Source organism: Sphingomonas sp. AOB5 (assembly GCF_029433115.1).
GTDB lineage: Bacteria > Pseudomonadota > Alphaproteobacteria > Sphingomonadales > Sphingomonadaceae > Sphingomonas.
This window is the reverse complement of sequence record NZ_JARNTV010000018.1, coordinates 42,172-56,682: the sequence shown is the minus strand read 5'-3', so window position 1 is coordinate 56,682 and position 14,511 is coordinate 42,172. Positions and strand designations below refer to the sequence as shown.

Sequence of the window (14,511 nt, the reverse complement as noted above, 5' to 3'; positions counted from 1 at the left end):
CCGCAATCGGCGTCGGTCAGGCGGCTTTCTCGCTCGCCTGCCCGGCATCGGCGCAGGTGCCGTCGGGCAGATCGCGCCACTTGAACAGGTCGAGCGAATTCTCCCACAGGATCTTGCGGTTCGCTTCGTCACCCAGTTCCTGATCGAGGAAGTTCTGGGTCGCGAGCGGCCAGGGCGAATCATGGTGCGGATAATCGGTGCTGAAGGTGAGATTGTCGGCCAGCCCCATGTCGAGCAGGTAATTGAGGCCCTTCTCCTCGCCCTCGCACGTCACATAGCATTGCCGCTTGAAATACTCGCTCGGCGGCATGGACAGCTTGACGCCATAGGTCTCGCCGATCTCTTGCTCATATTTTTCCCACTTCTCGTCCATGCGATCGAGCAGGTAGATCAGCCAGGTATTGCCGGTTTCCATGGTGAGGACGCGCAGGCCTGGATGGCGCTCCAGCACACCGCTGTAGATCAGCTCGGGCACGCTGCTCATGCCCTGGAGGATGCCCGAGAAGATGCTGCCGATGCCGAAGCCGGAAGGCTGCTTCCAGTAACGGCGGCCGGTATCGTCGGCGAGGGTTGCGTTGGCGCCCCAGACATGGAGGCCGAACGGAACGCCCAGATTCTCCGTCTCGGTCCAGAGCTGTTCGAAATGCGGGTCGGTCAGCAGCCGCCCGCCGACCGCGCCCAGCGTCATCGCAACGCCGTCGGCGCCAAGCTCCTTAACGCAGCGATTGGCTTCCTCGGCCGCCAGCTCGGCATCGTGGCGCGGCACCCATGCCCAGAAGCGCAGCCGGTCGCGATGCTGCGAGCAGAATTCGGCGATCCAGTCGTTATAGGCGCGGCAGATCGCCAGGATGTGCTTGGGGTCAGCATTGTCGGCGGAGGTGAGCTGGAAGGTCATCGACGGAATGATCGCCGCCACGTCCAGCCCTTCGGCGGCCATGCCTTCCAGCATCAGCTCCGGTGTCGGGTGGCGGTTGAAGTCAAGCAGATGCTTCGCCGCCGGATCGGCCCAACGCCGCTTGGCCTGGCCCGAGATGATCGGGCTCTTCACGATCCATTTCTGGTCGCCGACGCCAAGCTCGTAATTGCCGTGCATCTCGACACCGCCCGGCGCGTGGTAGCGGGTGGCGGAGCGGTACGGCTCCGGCAACCGCTTTTCCCACAGGTCGAGCGGCTCCATGATGTGAAGATCGACGTCGATTGCCTTGTACCCGTTCCGCATCGGAAACCCTCTCCTGAAAGATGCGCACCGCCCTTCGATGCAGGGCGGAGGCGCGTTAATCGCAGGCTGACGATACGGACCGGCTGCTCGGCGCGGCAACGCGAGACCGTCTGAGATTCCCAAGCGATCGTCTCGATTGCATCCGGCCGGGGCCACCGGGCGCTCGTCGGACCGGCCGAACCCGGCTATGCGGATACACGGAGAGGATGGAGCACCGGATGGACCTGCTCAGCAACGTGCTGGCGACGGTTCGCCTGAAGGCGAGCGGTTGGCACATCTGCGACTTTCGGGCGCCCTGGGGCTTCGTCACCAAGCCCGGCTTCGCCGAACCCTTCTTCCTGTCGATCGTCGGCAGCGCGTGCTGGCTTACCTTTGACGGGATGGCGCCGATCCGGATGCAGGAAGGCGATCTGATCCTTGCGCTGCATGGGCAGTCCTATTCGATCGCGTCCGATCCCGAGGTGGAGCCGATCGCGTGGGAAACGGCCTTCCCGCCCTTGCCCTGGTCCAATTCGGTCAAGCTGACGGCGCCGCGACGGCTGGCCTATGGCGATGGCGACGGACCGGCGACACGCGCGATCAGCGCGGTGTTCGGCTTTGGCGATACGAAGCGGAACCCCCTGCTCGCCGCGCTGCCGCCCTATATCTACCTGAGCAACAGCGACAGCCATCTCCTCGCCACCATGCAATCGGCCAGGGAGTTCCTCGAAAGCGAGGAAGTCGCGCCGGGCCCCGGCTATGTCGCCACGGCCGAGCGACTGGCCGAGCTGGTGTTCATCAGCATCATCCGCGCGCACCTCAGGCTCCAGCCCGAGCAGACGTCCGGCTGGCTGCGCAGCCTGTCCGATCCGCGCATCGCCCGCGCAGTGACTGCCATCCATGAGCGGCCCCAGCACCACTGGACGGTCGCAGGACTGGCCGAGATCGCGACGATGTCACGCGCGGTGTTCGCCAAGAAGTTCCACATCCTCGTCGGCAAGTCGCCGGGCGACTATCTCACCGACTGGCGGCTGCATCTGGCGTCGAGCCAGCTGGCGACCACCGGCAAGCCGGTCTCGACCATCGCCGAAGAGGCCGGCTACCGTTCGGACACTGCGTTCGCCCAGGCATTCAAGCGCCAGTTCCAGCTGACGCCCCGCGAATATCGCCGCGCGCAGAACGGCTAGGCCGAAGCCTCGCGATCGAGCGCCCGCGCCTCCGCGACCTTGCCGGTATAGAGCCGGGCGAGCAGCAGGCAGATCAGCGCGACCGGAAGATACGGCCCCATGATCAGCAGCGTCAGCGTCTGGAAGGGCAAGGCCTGCGCCAGCAGATAGCCGCCGAGCACCGGCCCGCCGATGAAGGCGGCACGGCCGAAGCCCGATGCGATGCCGACCGCGGTGGCGCGGATGTTGGTCGGATAGACATTGCCGACCAGCCCGTTCAGCGCGCTGTGCGTCGCGCCGGAAGCCGCAACCAGCAGCACGGTGATCGCCATCAGGCTGGTCTTGTCCAGTCCCGGCATGCCGAAGCCGATAAAGCAGGCCATGGTGACGAGCGTCGCGACGAGCATCGCCCCGAAATGATAGCGATCGAGGAACATCGCGATCAGCAGCTGGGTGCCGAGATTGGCCAGCCCGACATAGGCGAAGGTGAGCGAGGCTTCGGTCGGCGACAGCCCTGCCGTTTCGAGGATCAGGGGCAGCCAGCTCGCGAGGATGATGAAGGTCAGATATTCGAACGCGAAGCACAGCCACAGCAGCAGGTTCATCAGCCCGTTCTCGCGGCGGAGCAGGATACCGAGGCCCGGCCGCGCGGCGGGAGCATGGTTGCCCGGACCGGAGGCGACCGAGCTCGCGTCGAGGCTCGGATCCAATGCCCGCAATGCCTTGTCGAGTTGGGGCGAGTCCGGCTTGGCCACGGTCAGATAGCGGATCGATTCCGGCAGCCACAGCACCAGCGCCACACAGACGATCAGCCCCGATACGCCGGGAATCAGGAACACCGCCGGCCAACCGAACTTCGGAATGAAGGCCGCAGCCACCCCGCCGATCGCCGCCACGCCCAGCCCGATCCCGATGAACGGGATCATCACGATACGGGACTTGAGGCCTTTTGGCGCGATCTCGGTAAGCAGCGCGATCGCATTGGGCATCACGCCGCCCATGCCGAGTCCGGCGATGAAGCGCAGCAGGTATAGTTCGCCGACCGAACTCGCGAACGCCGTGCAGAGGCTGGGCACGCTGTACAGCAGCACGCCGACGATGATGCCGAGCCGCCGGCCGAACCGGTCGCCGAGCGCGCTGAACGCCAGTGTTCCGACCAGCACCGCAAGATTGCTGACCGCAAAGGCGATGCCGATCTCGCTCTTCGACACCTGCCAGCCGCGGATGAGCGACGGCGCGGCCACTGCCAGCGCGTTATAGTCCATGCCCTCGACGAGGAGCATCAGGAAGCAGAGAAGCATGATCTTCGCATGCCACCAGCCGAAGCGCCGATCCTCGAGGAACCTAACGATGTCGACCGCCGGTTTGGTGCTCATCTCATCTTCCCCGCGTCATCCGGCTCATTTTTCGCCATTCATGTACCGGTCGTACTCGGCATGGAAGTGCCGCAGGCGCTGTTCCTGCTCGCCCCAGATCGGCCCCTTGAACCCGCGCGACTTCACCCCGAGCATCGTCTTCTCGATGATGTCGACATCCTGCTCGATCAGCGGCCCCAGTTGGAAGCCGTCCTCGATCGAATAGCGCCGCGTCGCGGGGATCGTCTGCGGGTCTAGGTCCATGCCCGGCACGCTGAGATAGGGCGGCAGGCCGGTGCCCGACACCGAACCGGGACGATAGAGCACGATCGGCGTCATGAAATAGCGCTCGGGATCCTTGGGATGCGGCTGCAAACGCTGGAGCAGCACCACTTCGAAATTCATCGCGAGCAGCGTGTTGGGAAAGGCATTCACGCCCCAGGCATCGGTGAACTGCTCGTCGATGAAGCCGGTGACGTCGAAGCCGGCCGCGATCGCATGATCGCGCTTGAGCTTCTGGACGGTCGGCCGGACATCCAGTGCCGTCCCGGTGAAGGTCTCGGGATCGACGCCGGCATTTTTAAGGAAGCCCTTGAGCGAATCGTTCAGCACCGTCTGATCGCCCTTGGCGGTCGGCTGACCGAACGGCGCGAACCAGCCGCTCGCGCCATTGCCGTGCAGATCGTACTGGATGCCCATCGGATTGACGAACTCGGGCATGCGGAACGGCTCGTGGACCACGTCGAAATGATAGCCCTCGATCACATTCTCGAGCGCCAGCTTCCAGTTACCGGTGACTTCCTGCACCTGCCGGCTGACCGTGACCATCTCGCCTAGGCGATACGATTCCAGCAGCCCTTCGGGCAGCCCAAGCGCTTCCTTCACCGGCAGCGCATCCTCGTTCATGCTGATCCAGACCAGCCCGGCATGCACTTCGCAGCGGACCGCGCTCAGGCAATCCGCGCGCGAGGTATCGACCCCCTCGAAGCTCTCCGGATCCTTGATCGAAAGGCGGCGGCCATCGTTGGCGAACGACCAGGCGTGGTAGAGGCAGGTGAACGCCTCCATCGAACCATGTTCGGTATAGACCAGTCGGTTCCCGCGATGCGGACAGACATTGTAGAAGGCGCGGACCGAGCGGTCGGCCAGCATCGTGATGAGAAAGCTCTCATGCATGAAGTCGTAGGTGAAGAAGTCGCCCGGCTGCTTCAGGTCGCACAGCGGGCCGGCAAGGTGCCAGGTCCGCGTCCAGATCCGATCCCATTCCTGCTCGAAAATGTCCTTGCGGTAATAGCGATCGCCGGTGATCGACACCCCGCTATTGTCCACCTCCGGACGCTTCACCGCGAGCGAGCCCTTCGGCGCATCCGGATAAAGCACCTTCTGGCGTGCGACTGGATCGTTCATCTCATTCGTCCTCTAGCTTCGAGCGCCCGCGTTCGCGGCTCGCTCACCATTCAAATCCCGGTTCCGGGCTGGCTTCCCGGGGCAGCGCGACTTCGATCGCATCGCCGTTCAGCCGGACCGGATAGATTTCGATGCCGCGCCGCACCGGCTCGCACAGCGGCGCACCGGTGCGGATGTCGAACGCGCCGCCATGCAGCGGGCAGGCCAGGCGATGCCCTGCCAGGCTGCCGAGATGGAGCCGCGCCCGAAGATGTGTGCAGACATTGCTGGCGGCGAACCATTCGCCATCGACCCGGGCCAGCAGCACCGCGTGGCCACCGGCATCGACAGCGATCATCTCGCCTTCGCCGATCTGCGAGACGGTCGCCAGCGCCGTGAAGTCGAGCGGTGCGGTCATGGCTCACCCGTTTCCGCCCCCTGCGGTCGTCGCGATCATGCGAGGCATATTCCGGGCACGGCCACCTTTTCCACCAGCAGGGGCGAGGCGATCATGCCCTCCGGGAACAGGTCGACCAATGCACGAAACTCCGGCTTTGATCGGGCGCGATCCAGCGCTTCCGCAGATTCCCAGACGGCATAGTTGACGAACATGCTGCTGTTGCCGACGCCGCGATGCAGCTGCGCCGAAATACATCCCGGCTGCGCGCGCATGAACGCCGCGTCCAGCGCGTAGCATTCGAGCATCCGCTCCACCGTGCCGGGCTCGACATGAAAGGTGTTGATCAGGACCACCGGCCCCGCGCCCGACGCAAGCTGGTCCACGAAGCTCACATTGCGGTCGACCTGGCGGATCTCCGGCCCCGGCATCATTCTCTCCCGATCTGCGGATGCTGCCGGCGGTTGCCCGGACGCCCATCGCTGCGGCCTGATAGCCGGACCGGCGCGGATGCTTGAGGATGGCAAAACCGTCCCGGCGATACCTTACGGGCATCCTCATGCCCCGGCGCCGCGATGGAGGTTCGGCCGGTTCAATGCGGACCGCCGCAGCATGTCGGACAGATATTCCGCGGCCGGCGTCAGCGGCAGCCGGGCACGGTGCAGCATGCAGATCGGCGCGCCCGGCAGCGCCTCCACCACCGGGATGCAATCCAGCAGTTCGCGAGTGAGCGGGGAATCGAGCCATTGCTCCGGGAGCATGACCAGAAGGTCGGAGTGCGCGGCCGCAAGCACCATGCTCAGCGCCGAGGGAGCGTGAAGCGCGATAATCGGCGGTGCCAGCCCGAGCCCCTCGAACAGGGGCAGCAGTTCCGCGCCCTGATTGGACGTGACGGTCGTCGAGATCCATTCGGCGTCGCGCAGCGCAGCGAGCGAGGTCGCCCCCGCCAGCTTGTGCCCCTTGCGGCAGAATACCCGCCTCATATTCTCGAACAGCGTCTCGACCACGAATTCCTGCGGCGCCGGCGTCTCGGCCAGCGGCCCGGCATAAAAATCGAGCGCACCTTCTTTCAGCGCCGCCTCCAGCGCGGGGAACAGGCCTTCCTGGATCTTGAGCGTCACGCGGGGATAGCGCGCCCGGAACCTGTCCAGCGCGCCGGGCAACAGCGACAGATGCGCCACGGTCGAAAGGCCGACCCGAACCAGCCCGGTGGTCTGGCCGCGGTGCTGGTCGATCTCGTCGCGTGCCTGTTGCAGTTCATTATGCACCGCCGAGGCGCGCTTCATGAACAGATGCCCCATCGGCGTAAGCGTGATCCCGCGCGCGCTTCGCTCGAACAGCGCGACGCCCAGATCATGCTCCAGCTCGCGGATGCTGCGTGAGACCGCCGGCTGGGCGATGCCGATATGCCGCGCGGCGGCACGGATACTGCCCCGCTCATGGACTGCCAGCACGTCGCGGATCTGGTTCAGCTTCATCGCTATGCCAGTTCACTATCACCGGGACGAACTTGCCATCCTCTCCGCATTGCCGGGCACCCGTAGGAAATGCGGGACTCCGCAGGGCGCGCGACGGCGGAGCCTGAAGCGACGCCGTACGGGGAGAGGATTGCATGGAATCGACGAGCCGCACGCCGGTGCTGATCGTGGGCGCTGGCCCGGCCGGCCTTGCCCTCGCGATCGAGTTGGGCTCGAGATCGATTCCCTGCATCGTGGTCGAGCGCAACGACCGGGTCGGCTATGCGCCCCGCGCCAAGACGACCCATAGCCGGACGCGCGAGCATCTGCGTCGCTGGGGCATCGCCGGCGCGCTGGCCGAGGCCTCGCCGTTCGGAATCGATTATCCGTCCGACGTGATCTTCGCGACGCGGCTGGGCGGGCATCCGCTCACCACGATCCGCAACGCCTTCAACTGCGATCCCGCGCCCGACCCGCTTTATTCCGAGCATGCGCAGTGGATTCCGCAATATCTGCTCGAAGAGGTATTGCGGCGGCATGCGGAAACGTTGCCGGCGGTCGAGATCCGGTTCAACGCCGAGTTCGAAGGTTTCGAGCAGGATGGCGAGACCGTGCGCAGCCGGGTCCGCGATCGCGAGCGCGGCGTGAGCTTCATCGTGGAAAGCGACTATCTGGTCGGCGCCGACGGCGCGCGCAGCACGGTTCGCGAGCAGATCGGCGCGCGAATGGAGGGCCGCTATGGCCTGTCGCGCAACTACAATATCGTCTTCCGCGCCCCCGGACTCGCCGATGCCCACCGGCTCGATCGCGGGATCATGTACTGGCAGGTCAATGCCGATGTGCCGAGCCTGATCGGCCCGATGGATCGCGGTGAGCTGTGGTTCTTCATGCCGACCGGCGTGCCGCAGGACGCCCGGTTCAGCCGCGAGGAAGCCGCAGACCTGATCCGCAAGGCAACCGGGATCGACCTGCCCTATGAAGTGCTCAGCACCGACGAATGGGTCGCGAGCGAGCTGATCGCCGATCGCTACCGGCTGGGCCGCGCCTTCCTGATCGGCGACGCCTGCCACCTCCATCCCCCGTTCGGCGGCTATGGCATGAACATGGGCGTGGCGGATTCGGTGGATCTCGGCTGGAAGATCGCCGCGATGCTGGACGGCTGGGGCGGCGAAGCCCTGCTCGACAGCTACGAGACCGAGCGCCGGCCGCTCCACCGTCAGGTGATCGACGAAGCCGTCGCCAACCATGCCGTGCTCAGCGGCGACCTGTACGAGCCGGGCCTCGAGGATGAAGGCACCGAAGCTGAGGCTGCACGCGCGCGGCTCGGCGCGCGGATCGCGGCGATCAAGCAGCGCGAGTTCAAGAGCCTCGGCGTCGTGCTCGGCTATTGCTACGTGGATTCGCCGCTGATCGCTTCCGAGGACGGGCACGCCGCGAAGCCGCTTCCCGCCATTTACGTACCCTCCGCCCAGCCGGGCTGCGTCGCGCCGCATCGCTGGTTGGCGCCGGGTGAATCGCTCTACGACCTGTTCGGCCCGGGCTTCACCCTCCTCATTCTCGACGCCGATGCGAAAGGCGCGGACCGCGCGATTGCCGAAGCCACGGAAGCCGGCATCCCGCTCAAGCTGGTCGACGTCACGCAACATGACCTCGCCGGATTGTACGGCGCTCGCATGGCGCTGATCCGGCCGGACCAGCATGTCGCCTGGCGCGGCGACTGTTGGACAGGATCGGAGTTGCTGCTGATGGTCGCCGGAGGCCAGCCCGCGTCGATCACGGCGGGCCAGCCCTGCAGCTGACCCTGCCGATGCGCCGATGCTGACCGGGTCGCGATCCATCTAGGCCACCGCCGCCGGATCGGCTTCGTAATTATGGACAAAGTCTGGCGGCACCGCCGGTCCCCAGCTCGCCAGGCTGTCTTCCATCGCATAGTTGGTCGGCGTCCACAGCGCGTGGTCGTCGATGAAGTCCATGTCCGAATAATATTCGAACCACGATCCCCACGGGTCCTGGATGTAGTGGAAGAAGTTCGACCCGATCGTATGGCGGCCCACGCCCCAATCGCCCTTGCCTGCCTTGGCGGTGAGCGCGCGCCCGGCCCGGCCGACCTCGTCGGGATCGTTCACCTGGAAGCTCGCATGGTGAAAGCCGATGTCCGGCGATTTGGCGAACGCCACGACATGATGATCGCTGTCCCGCCGCGCGCAGCAAAAGGCGATGACGTCCTGCGCATGGTCGGCCAGCGCCATGCCGAGGCCCTCGACCATGAAGCGGACGCTCGCCGGCACGTCGGGACTGAACAACAAGGCATGGCCGAGGCGAAGCGGCGCGACGGGCGGATAGGCTGCCGATGGCAGGATCGCCGAACGGCGCTTCCGGATCGTGTGGCCCGGGCGGTTGATCTCGAAGCGGGCGCCTTCGGCAAGGTCGGCATCGGCCGGCTGTTCGACAAGATGGAACAGCGTGCCGTGCGGGTCGCGCACCCACAGGCCGTCGCCTTCGAACCCTTGCGGTGCCGCGGCCAGATCGCCGCCGGCGGCCGGCACGCGCTGCGCGATTCCCGCCAGATCCTCCGCACGCAGGCGGATGTGATGCAGGCGCTTGCGGGGTGCCCCGCCCAGCAGCGCGATCGACTCCCGCTCCTGCCCGGCACAGCGAAGGCGCGCGGTATCGCCATCGATTTCAGCGACCAGCCCCGCATCGGTGTAGAATTTCACGCCGGGGCCGATCGCCGGAACTTCCAGCGTCACCGAAAGCAACCCAAGAACCGCCATGGCGTGTCTCTCCGTCCTAGAATTGGGGCGCCCGCACCCGGTTTTCGATCGCGCCGATTCCCTCGACCTCGCAGCGCACCACATCGCCGGGCTTCAGGAACAGCGGCGGCTCGCGGCCCGCGCCCACGCCTTCAGGCGTTCCGGTCGCGATGAGATCACCGGCGTCGAGCGTGAACGCGGTCGAGAGATAGGCGATCTGTTCCCACACATTGGCGAGCATCAGGCTGGTGTCACTCGACTGGCGCAGCTCACCATTTACGTAGCTGCGCAGCTGGAGCGCATGCGGATCCGGCACCTCGTCGGCGGTCACGATCCACGGGCCGATCGGGCCATGGGTGTCGAACGACTTGCCCATCATGAAGGTCGGCGAATGGAACTGCCAGTCGCGGGCCGACACGTCGTTGGCGACGAAATAGCCGAAGACATGCCTCGCCGCGTCGGCTGCGGTAACATGCTTCGCCGGTCGCCCGATCACGACGCCGAGCTCGACTTCATAGTCCAGCTTCTCGGTGACGCCCGGATCGATCTCGTCATAGGGACCGGACAGGCAGCTGGTCTGCTTGTTGAACCACACCTGATGCTGCGACCGCGGCACGCCGAGCTTGTCGGCTTCGGCGACATGCTTCCCGTAATTCATGCCGATCGCGAGATATTTGCCCGCCCGCTCGATCGGCGCGAGCAGGCGAACATTGGCAAGGCGATGCGTGGTGGGCGCATGCTCGATCGCGCGAAGCGCCGTCAGCATCTCCTCGCCCCCCGCAACGATCGACTGCATCGTGCCCGCCGGCCCGCCCGCGCGCACGATGTCAATCAGCCCGTCGCCGACCACGATGCCGGTGCGGACTCCATCCTCCGCCTGAAAGCGCGCGAGCTTCATCGGCCATTCTCTCCCATCATTTCCAGATCCCGCAGCCAGGTCTCGACCCAGTCGCCCGCCGCGTCCTCGGCATAGATGCCGCTCCGGGCGTCATGCTCCAGCCGGTCCCCGACGCGCTGCGCACCGAGCGACGCGAGAAGCTCGTCGAATTTCCTGCCGCCAAAGCAAAAGGTCTGTGGGTAGACGCTGTCGCCCAGCGCGATCACGCCATAGCGCAGATGCGCGAGGTCGGGCCGTTCCGCCTGCAACGCAGCGTAAAGCGCGGCGCCATTGTCGGGCACGTCGCCGGTGCCATAGGTGGACGAGCAGATCAGCACCGGACCGGTTGCCCCGGCCAGCGTTGTGACACTCGCTTTCTCCATGCGCAGGATGCTTGCCGTGCCGCCATCATCCTCGATGCGCCCGGCGATTTCGTCGGCGACCATCTCGGCATTGCCGCTCATCGTCGCGACCAGGATCAGGATCGTCATGCCGCCTCCCGCGCGGGCAGCAGCCGCCGCAGCGGCACTGCCGGGTCAGCCAGCGCCGCGACATCCAGTTCCAGGGCCGGCTGTGCCAGCAGGCGCCGGATCAGCGGCATGTCGCGGCCACGATTGAGCGTGACGCCACCGACCAGCCGGGAACCCTGAAGCTGGAAGATCGTCACCCCATCCGAACCCGCGGGATCGCCACGCATCACCGTCCGGTCGATCGCGGCCGGCGCGCCGGCCATTTGCAGGTTCAGGTCGCCCTGATCGGACCAGAGCCACGGAAGCTCGGCGCTCTCGGTGGGCAGGCCCGCGATCGTCTTGCCGACCGCATCGGCCTGCGCATTGGCGTTCTGCCAGGATTCCAGCCGTACATGGCGGCCCAGCACCGGACTGTAATGCCGCGTCACATCGCCGGCGGCGAAGATGCACGGATCGGAGGTGGCGCCGAACGCGTCGACGAGAATCCCGTCTTCCACCTCAAGCCCCGCCGCTTCCGCCAGCGCCGTATCGGGCGTCACGCCCACGCCGGCGAGGATCACATCGGCCCGCACGCTGCTACCATCGGAGAGCTGCAGCGCGCTATCAGCGCCGCTACGCGCGACCGTCGCCAGCCGTACATCGATGCCTAGTGCACGATGATGCGCGAGGACGATCGCGCTCGCCTGCGCGCAACCCAGCCTCGGCAGCAGACGCTCGGCCGCCTCGATCACTGTCACCGCGCACCCGAGCGACGCCGCGCTCGCCGCGACCTCCAGCCCGATGAACCCGCCTCCGATAACCGCAAGCGCAGGCCGGGAGGCCAGCTGCGCCTTGAGCGCCCGACTCTCGTCCAGCGTGCGAAGCGTCAGGACGGATGCGGGATCGACGCCGTCGATCGCCACAGTTCGCGTCCGGCTGCCCGTGGCGATGACAAGACGGTCATAGGAAATGCGTTCACCATCCGCGAGCCTGACCGTCTGCGTCGCGCGATCGATTTCGGTTGCCACGCAATCGGTACGTACGTCGATCGCGTTCGCCGCGAAGTGCGTTTCGGGAAGGACGAAGGGTATCGCCGCCGCTGGATCGAGCAGCATCGCCTTCGAGAGCGCAGGCCGTTCATAGGGCAGATGCGGCTCGTCGCCGACGATCGTGACGCCGCCAGCGAAACCGGCGGCGCGCAATGCCTGCGCACAGCGCGCCGCCGCCTGGCCCCCGCCAATGATGACGACTGATCCCGCCTCCAGCATCCCGCCTCCACGCGCGGCAACCGGCCGCGTTTAATTGACAAGTACTTGTCATACAGGAAGTGACTTGTCAACTTGACCCTGGCACAGCCGAAGCCGTCCGTTCAAGGCCGGATCGATTTTTCGAAACGATGTGCGGCGCCTTTACGGGCAGGCGGTCAGTCCGCGTCCTGCTCCGGCGCAAAGGCGGCGGCGAGCTTCATCAGCAGAATGGCGGCCGCATCCATGTCGGCGACGGCAAAGGGTTCGGCCAGCTCGTTGGCCCATTTGCGCTGCCGCTGCGAGACTTCGTGGAACAGCGCCCGCCCGTGCACGGTAGGCTGAACCAGCTTGGCGCGGCGATGGTCCGGATTGCGGATCAGCTCGACCAGCCCGTCACGGATCATGCCCTGAACCGCCCAGAGCACGCCTTGCCGGGTCAGTTCGAAATGGCGCGCGATCTGCGCAACCGTACGCGGGTTCACGTCGATCGCGCCCAGGATCTGCCAGCGCGCCGCGGTCAGGTTCAGATCCTTCGACAGCGCTTCGCCGCCACGGATCAGCCGACCATTGGCCTTGAAGATCGCGAAGATGAGGGCGTCGAGCGCGTCTCCCTTTTCGGTGCGCGCCATCAGCGGTTCCGCCGGTACGGCGCTCGCTTGCCCGATTCCGATCCGCTCCGAAATATGCCCTGCCCTCGCTTCCCGCCATTGTGCCGCGCGTATCCGCACGCGCTCATCGCACAAGCGCCCGGGCAATTCGAGCAGCTTCTCGACAAGGGAAGATCAGCGTGCGGACTCCGGCTCGCGCACGCCGTCCCAGCCGCGCTGCGCCGTGCGCGAGTTGCGCAGATAGCGGCTCCAGCCCCAGATCATCGCCGGGAAGGGCGGATTGACGTGCCCGCACGCGCTGCAGGTCCGCGCCGTCTCCGACGCGTTGAACTGCGTCACCAGCTCGTCCAGCAGCACGATCGACGGGAGCGGTGCATAGCGATCCGCCTCGTTCGTCTCCGCCATATCGACCCCATTGCGAAGCAATTCGACATTGCACTGCTCGCAGAACAGGGTCGCCTCCTCCGGCTGCTCCCCTTCCTCCAGCTGGCGCTGCGTCACCACGCCGACGCGGAAGAAGGCAACGGTGGATCCGCCTCCCACGCCATGCGAGCGCGGGCCGACAAAGACGTCGCCCGTCCGCTGCGGCCCGTTCGAAGCCAGCGTCAGCGCGATTTCGTCCACGCTGTTGGTGTGGACGAAATAGCCCATCTTCGCGCCGCTTCCGTCGCTCTCGAACGCGATGCTGCACGGGACGATCGCACCGCGATGGACATAGGGAAACATCGGCAACAGCTGCGCATTCGATTGCTGGGCCACGCTGAAAGCATTCACCTTCATTGGAACCACGGGCATCGGAACTGCCCGCTGCGTGCCTGCTTCTTCAACCACCGCTTCCATCTCCTCAGTCGCGCCTTATTGACAAGATGCTGTCTTAAAGACAAGTATTTGTCAACTTTGGGCCGCGGCAGGCGATGCGTGCCGGCTGGGGAGGATCGTGAAAAATGCAGCCGGTGCGCACTCGACGGAAGAACAAGTTCAACTTCGTGAAGGAGGCCGAGCGGCTGCAGTCGTTCGACGAATTTCCGATGCTGAGGCCCGAGATCGACCCGCAGCTCCACCTCAGCCGCAATTCGGTCGACCAGCCCTTCTTCCTGCGCTGCGCCAAGGACAGTGTGATCGCCCAGCCCATGGGCGCCTCACGCATCGAGTTCGCCGATGGGCCGACGCGTTATTTCGACACCGAACCCGGCGATTATGTCTATATCCCCGCCGGCTATACCCACCGCGTGCTGACCAGCAGCCCCGGCATCCTCGTCCGCTACAAGGCACGCGAACCGGGATCCGAGACCGTCCTCTGGCTGTGCCCGAACTGCGGGCAGGAAATTGGTCGTCACGAAATCGACGGTGACACCGGCCCGGTGCAAGCCGGATATGCCGACGCCTGCGATACCTTCAACGGCTCGCCTGCCGCGCGTACATGCACCGCTTGCTCGCTGGAAATGCAGCCGATCGACCTCTCTCCCTTCCGATGGCGCGAAGTGGCTCATGCAATCGTCGAGGCGGAGGGGGATTCTGCTGTCGAAGCGGAGTAAGCTTCGTGCCCCCTCAAGTGAAGCTAGTATCGCGGCGTGGTGGCATTACAGGGGGCAACACGAAAACGGCGCAGGCCGGGCCC

Annotated in this window: 15 protein-coding genes; 3 read left to right on the top strand and 12 right to left on the bottom strand. The window is 65.8% G+C overall.

Annotated elements, in window-relative coordinates:
- Positions 1 to 16: 16 nt before the first annotated feature.
- Positions 17 to 1,219 (bottom strand): amidohydrolase family protein, encoded by a 1,203-nt coding sequence (locus P1X14_RS10180; RefSeq protein ID WP_277315246.1) that lies wholly within the window; start codon positions 1,217 to 1,219, stop codon positions 17 to 19.
- Positions 1,220 to 1,437: 218 nt separating this feature from the next.
- Between P1X14_RS10180 and P1X14_RS10175 the strand changes: the two genes are divergently transcribed.
- Positions 1,438 to 2,385 carry an AraC family transcriptional regulator gene (locus P1X14_RS10175; protein WP_277315245.1) on the top strand — a complete coding sequence of 316 codons (948 nt, stop codon included), beginning with the start codon at positions 1,438 to 1,440 and terminating at the stop codon, positions 2,383 to 2,385.
- Here P1X14_RS10175 and P1X14_RS10170 read toward each other — a convergent pair.
- The 5 genes from P1X14_RS10170 to P1X14_RS10150 form a co-directional block, all read right to left on the bottom strand.
- On the bottom strand, positions 2,382 to 3,740 hold the full coding sequence (locus P1X14_RS10170; protein WP_277315244.1) for an MFS transporter: 1,359 nt from the start codon (positions 3,738 to 3,740) through the stop codon (positions 2,382 to 2,384). The two genes, P1X14_RS10175 and P1X14_RS10170, sit on opposite strands and share 4 nt — an antisense overlap.
- 24 nt (positions 3,741 to 3,764) lie before the next feature.
- The gene (locus P1X14_RS10165; protein WP_277315243.1) at positions 3,765 to 5,126 is read right to left on the bottom strand and encodes an aromatic ring-hydroxylating dioxygenase subunit alpha; all 1,362 of its coding nucleotides are present in this window, start codon (positions 5,124 to 5,126) and stop codon (positions 3,765 to 3,767) included.
- Positions 5,127 to 5,169: 43 nt separating this feature from the next.
- Positions 5,170 to 5,523 carry a non-heme iron oxygenase ferredoxin subunit gene (locus P1X14_RS10160; RefSeq protein WP_277315242.1) on the bottom strand — a complete coding sequence of 118 codons (354 nt, stop codon included), beginning with the start codon at positions 5,521 to 5,523 and terminating at the stop codon, positions 5,170 to 5,172.
- Positions 5,524 to 5,558: 35 nt separating this feature from the next.
- Positions 5,559 to 5,933 (bottom strand): antibiotic biosynthesis monooxygenase family protein, encoded by a 375-nt coding sequence (locus P1X14_RS10155; RefSeq protein WP_277315241.1) that lies wholly within the window; start codon positions 5,931 to 5,933, stop codon positions 5,559 to 5,561.
- Positions 5,934 to 6,059: 126 nt separating this feature from the next.
- Positions 6,060 to 6,980: a LysR substrate-binding domain-containing protein gene (locus P1X14_RS10150; protein WP_277315240.1), complete on the bottom strand. Its 921-nt coding sequence runs from the start codon at positions 6,978 to 6,980 to the stop codon at positions 6,060 to 6,062.
- Positions 6,981 to 7,114: 134 nt separating this feature from the next.
- Between P1X14_RS10150 and P1X14_RS10145 the strand changes: the two genes are divergently transcribed.
- Positions 7,115 to 8,758 carry an FAD-dependent monooxygenase gene (locus P1X14_RS10145; RefSeq protein WP_277315239.1) on the top strand — a complete coding sequence of 548 codons (1,644 nt, stop codon included), beginning with the start codon at positions 7,115 to 7,117 and terminating at the stop codon, positions 8,756 to 8,758.
- Between the two features lie 39 nt (positions 8,759 to 8,797).
- Here the strand turns inward: P1X14_RS10145 and P1X14_RS10140 are convergent, their stop codons facing one another.
- From P1X14_RS10140 to P1X14_RS10115, 6 genes are all read right to left on the bottom strand, one after another.
- Complete coding sequence (locus tag P1X14_RS10140; RefSeq protein WP_277315238.1) at positions 8,798 to 9,733, bottom strand: VOC family protein; 936 nt, start codon at positions 9,731 to 9,733, stop codon at positions 8,798 to 8,800.
- A 16-nt stretch (positions 9,734 to 9,749) separates the two neighbouring features.
- Positions 9,750 to 10,610 carry a fumarylacetoacetate hydrolase family protein gene (locus P1X14_RS10135; RefSeq protein ID WP_277315237.1) on the bottom strand — a complete coding sequence of 287 codons (861 nt, stop codon included), beginning with the start codon at positions 10,608 to 10,610 and terminating at the stop codon, positions 9,750 to 9,752.
- A complete protein-coding gene (locus P1X14_RS10130; RefSeq protein ID WP_277315236.1) occupies positions 10,607 to 11,080 on the bottom strand; it encodes a flavodoxin domain-containing protein in 474 nt (157 codons plus the stop codon). Before P1X14_RS10130 ends, P1X14_RS10135 begins: the two co-directional genes overlap by 4 nt.
- Entirely contained in the window at positions 11,077 to 12,306 is a 1,230-nt protein-coding gene (locus P1X14_RS10125; RefSeq protein WP_277315235.1) for an FAD-dependent oxidoreductase, read from the bottom strand. Before P1X14_RS10125 ends, P1X14_RS10130 begins: the two co-directional genes overlap by 4 nt.
- Positions 12,307 to 12,461: 155 nt before the next feature.
- Positions 12,462 to 12,914, bottom strand: a complete 453-nt coding sequence (locus P1X14_RS10120; RefSeq protein ID WP_277315234.1) for a MarR family transcriptional regulator — start codon at positions 12,912 to 12,914, stop codon at positions 12,462 to 12,464.
- A 153-nt stretch (positions 12,915 to 13,067) separates the two neighbouring features.
- Positions 13,068 to 13,673 carry a hypothetical protein gene (locus P1X14_RS10115; protein WP_277315233.1) on the bottom strand — a complete coding sequence of 202 codons (606 nt, stop codon included), beginning with the start codon at positions 13,671 to 13,673 and terminating at the stop codon, positions 13,068 to 13,070.
- Between the two features lie 164 nt (positions 13,674 to 13,837).
- Between P1X14_RS10115 and P1X14_RS10110 the strand changes: the two genes are divergently transcribed.
- Positions 13,838 to 14,428 (top strand): hypothetical protein, encoded by a 591-nt coding sequence (locus P1X14_RS10110; protein ID WP_277315232.1) that lies wholly within the window; start codon positions 13,838 to 13,840, stop codon positions 14,426 to 14,428.
- Positions 14,429 to 14,511 lie beyond the last annotated feature (83 nt).

Excerpts from the sequence above, each read along its gene's own strand:
- P1X14_RS10180 (WP_277315246.1), bottom strand. The coding sequence starts at position 1,219 with ATGCGGAACGGGTACAAGGCAATCGACGTCGATCTTCACATCATGGAG.
- P1X14_RS10175 (WP_277315245.1), top strand. The coding sequence starts at position 1,438 with ATGGACCTGCTCAGCAACGTGCTGGCGACGGTTCGCCTGAAGGCGAGC.
- P1X14_RS10170 (WP_277315244.1), bottom strand. The coding sequence starts at position 3,740 with ATGAGCACCAAACCGGCGGTCGACATCGTTAGGTTCCTCGAGGATCGG.
- P1X14_RS10165 (WP_277315243.1), bottom strand. The coding sequence starts at position 5,126 with ATGAACGATCCAGTCGCACGCCAGAAGGTGCTTTATCCGGATGCGCCG.
- P1X14_RS10160 (WP_277315242.1), bottom strand. The coding sequence starts at position 5,523 with ATGACCGCACCGCTCGACTTCACGGCGCTGGCGACCGTCTCGCAGATC.
- P1X14_RS10155 (WP_277315241.1), bottom strand. The coding sequence starts at position 5,933 with ATGCCGGGGCCGGAGATCCGCCAGGTCGACCGCAATGTGAGCTTCGTG.
- P1X14_RS10150 (WP_277315240.1), bottom strand. The coding sequence starts at position 6,980 with ATGAAGCTGAACCAGATCCGCGACGTGCTGGCAGTCCATGAGCGGGGC.
- P1X14_RS10145 (WP_277315239.1), top strand. The coding sequence starts at position 7,115 with ATGGAATCGACGAGCCGCACGCCGGTGCTGATCGTGGGCGCTGGCCCG.
- P1X14_RS10140 (WP_277315238.1), bottom strand. The coding sequence starts at position 9,733 with ATGGCGGTTCTTGGGTTGCTTTCGGTGACGCTGGAAGTTCCGGCGATC.
- P1X14_RS10135 (WP_277315237.1), bottom strand. The coding sequence starts at position 10,610 with ATGAAGCTCGCGCGCTTTCAGGCGGAGGATGGAGTCCGCACCGGCATC.
- P1X14_RS10130 (WP_277315236.1), bottom strand. The coding sequence starts at position 11,080 with ATGACGATCCTGATCCTGGTCGCGACGATGAGCGGCAATGCCGAGATG.
- P1X14_RS10125 (WP_277315235.1), bottom strand. The coding sequence starts at position 12,306 with ATGCTGGAGGCGGGATCAGTCGTCATCATTGGCGGGGGCCAGGCGGCG.
- P1X14_RS10120 (WP_277315234.1), bottom strand. The coding sequence starts at position 12,914 with ATGGCGCGCACCGAAAAGGGAGACGCGCTCGACGCCCTCATCTTCGCG.
- P1X14_RS10115 (WP_277315233.1), bottom strand. The coding sequence starts at position 13,673 with ATGAAGGTGAATGCTTTCAGCGTGGCCCAGCAATCGAATGCGCAGCTG.
- P1X14_RS10110 (WP_277315232.1), top strand. The coding sequence starts at position 13,838 with ATGCAGCCGGTGCGCACTCGACGGAAGAACAAGTTCAACTTCGTGAAG.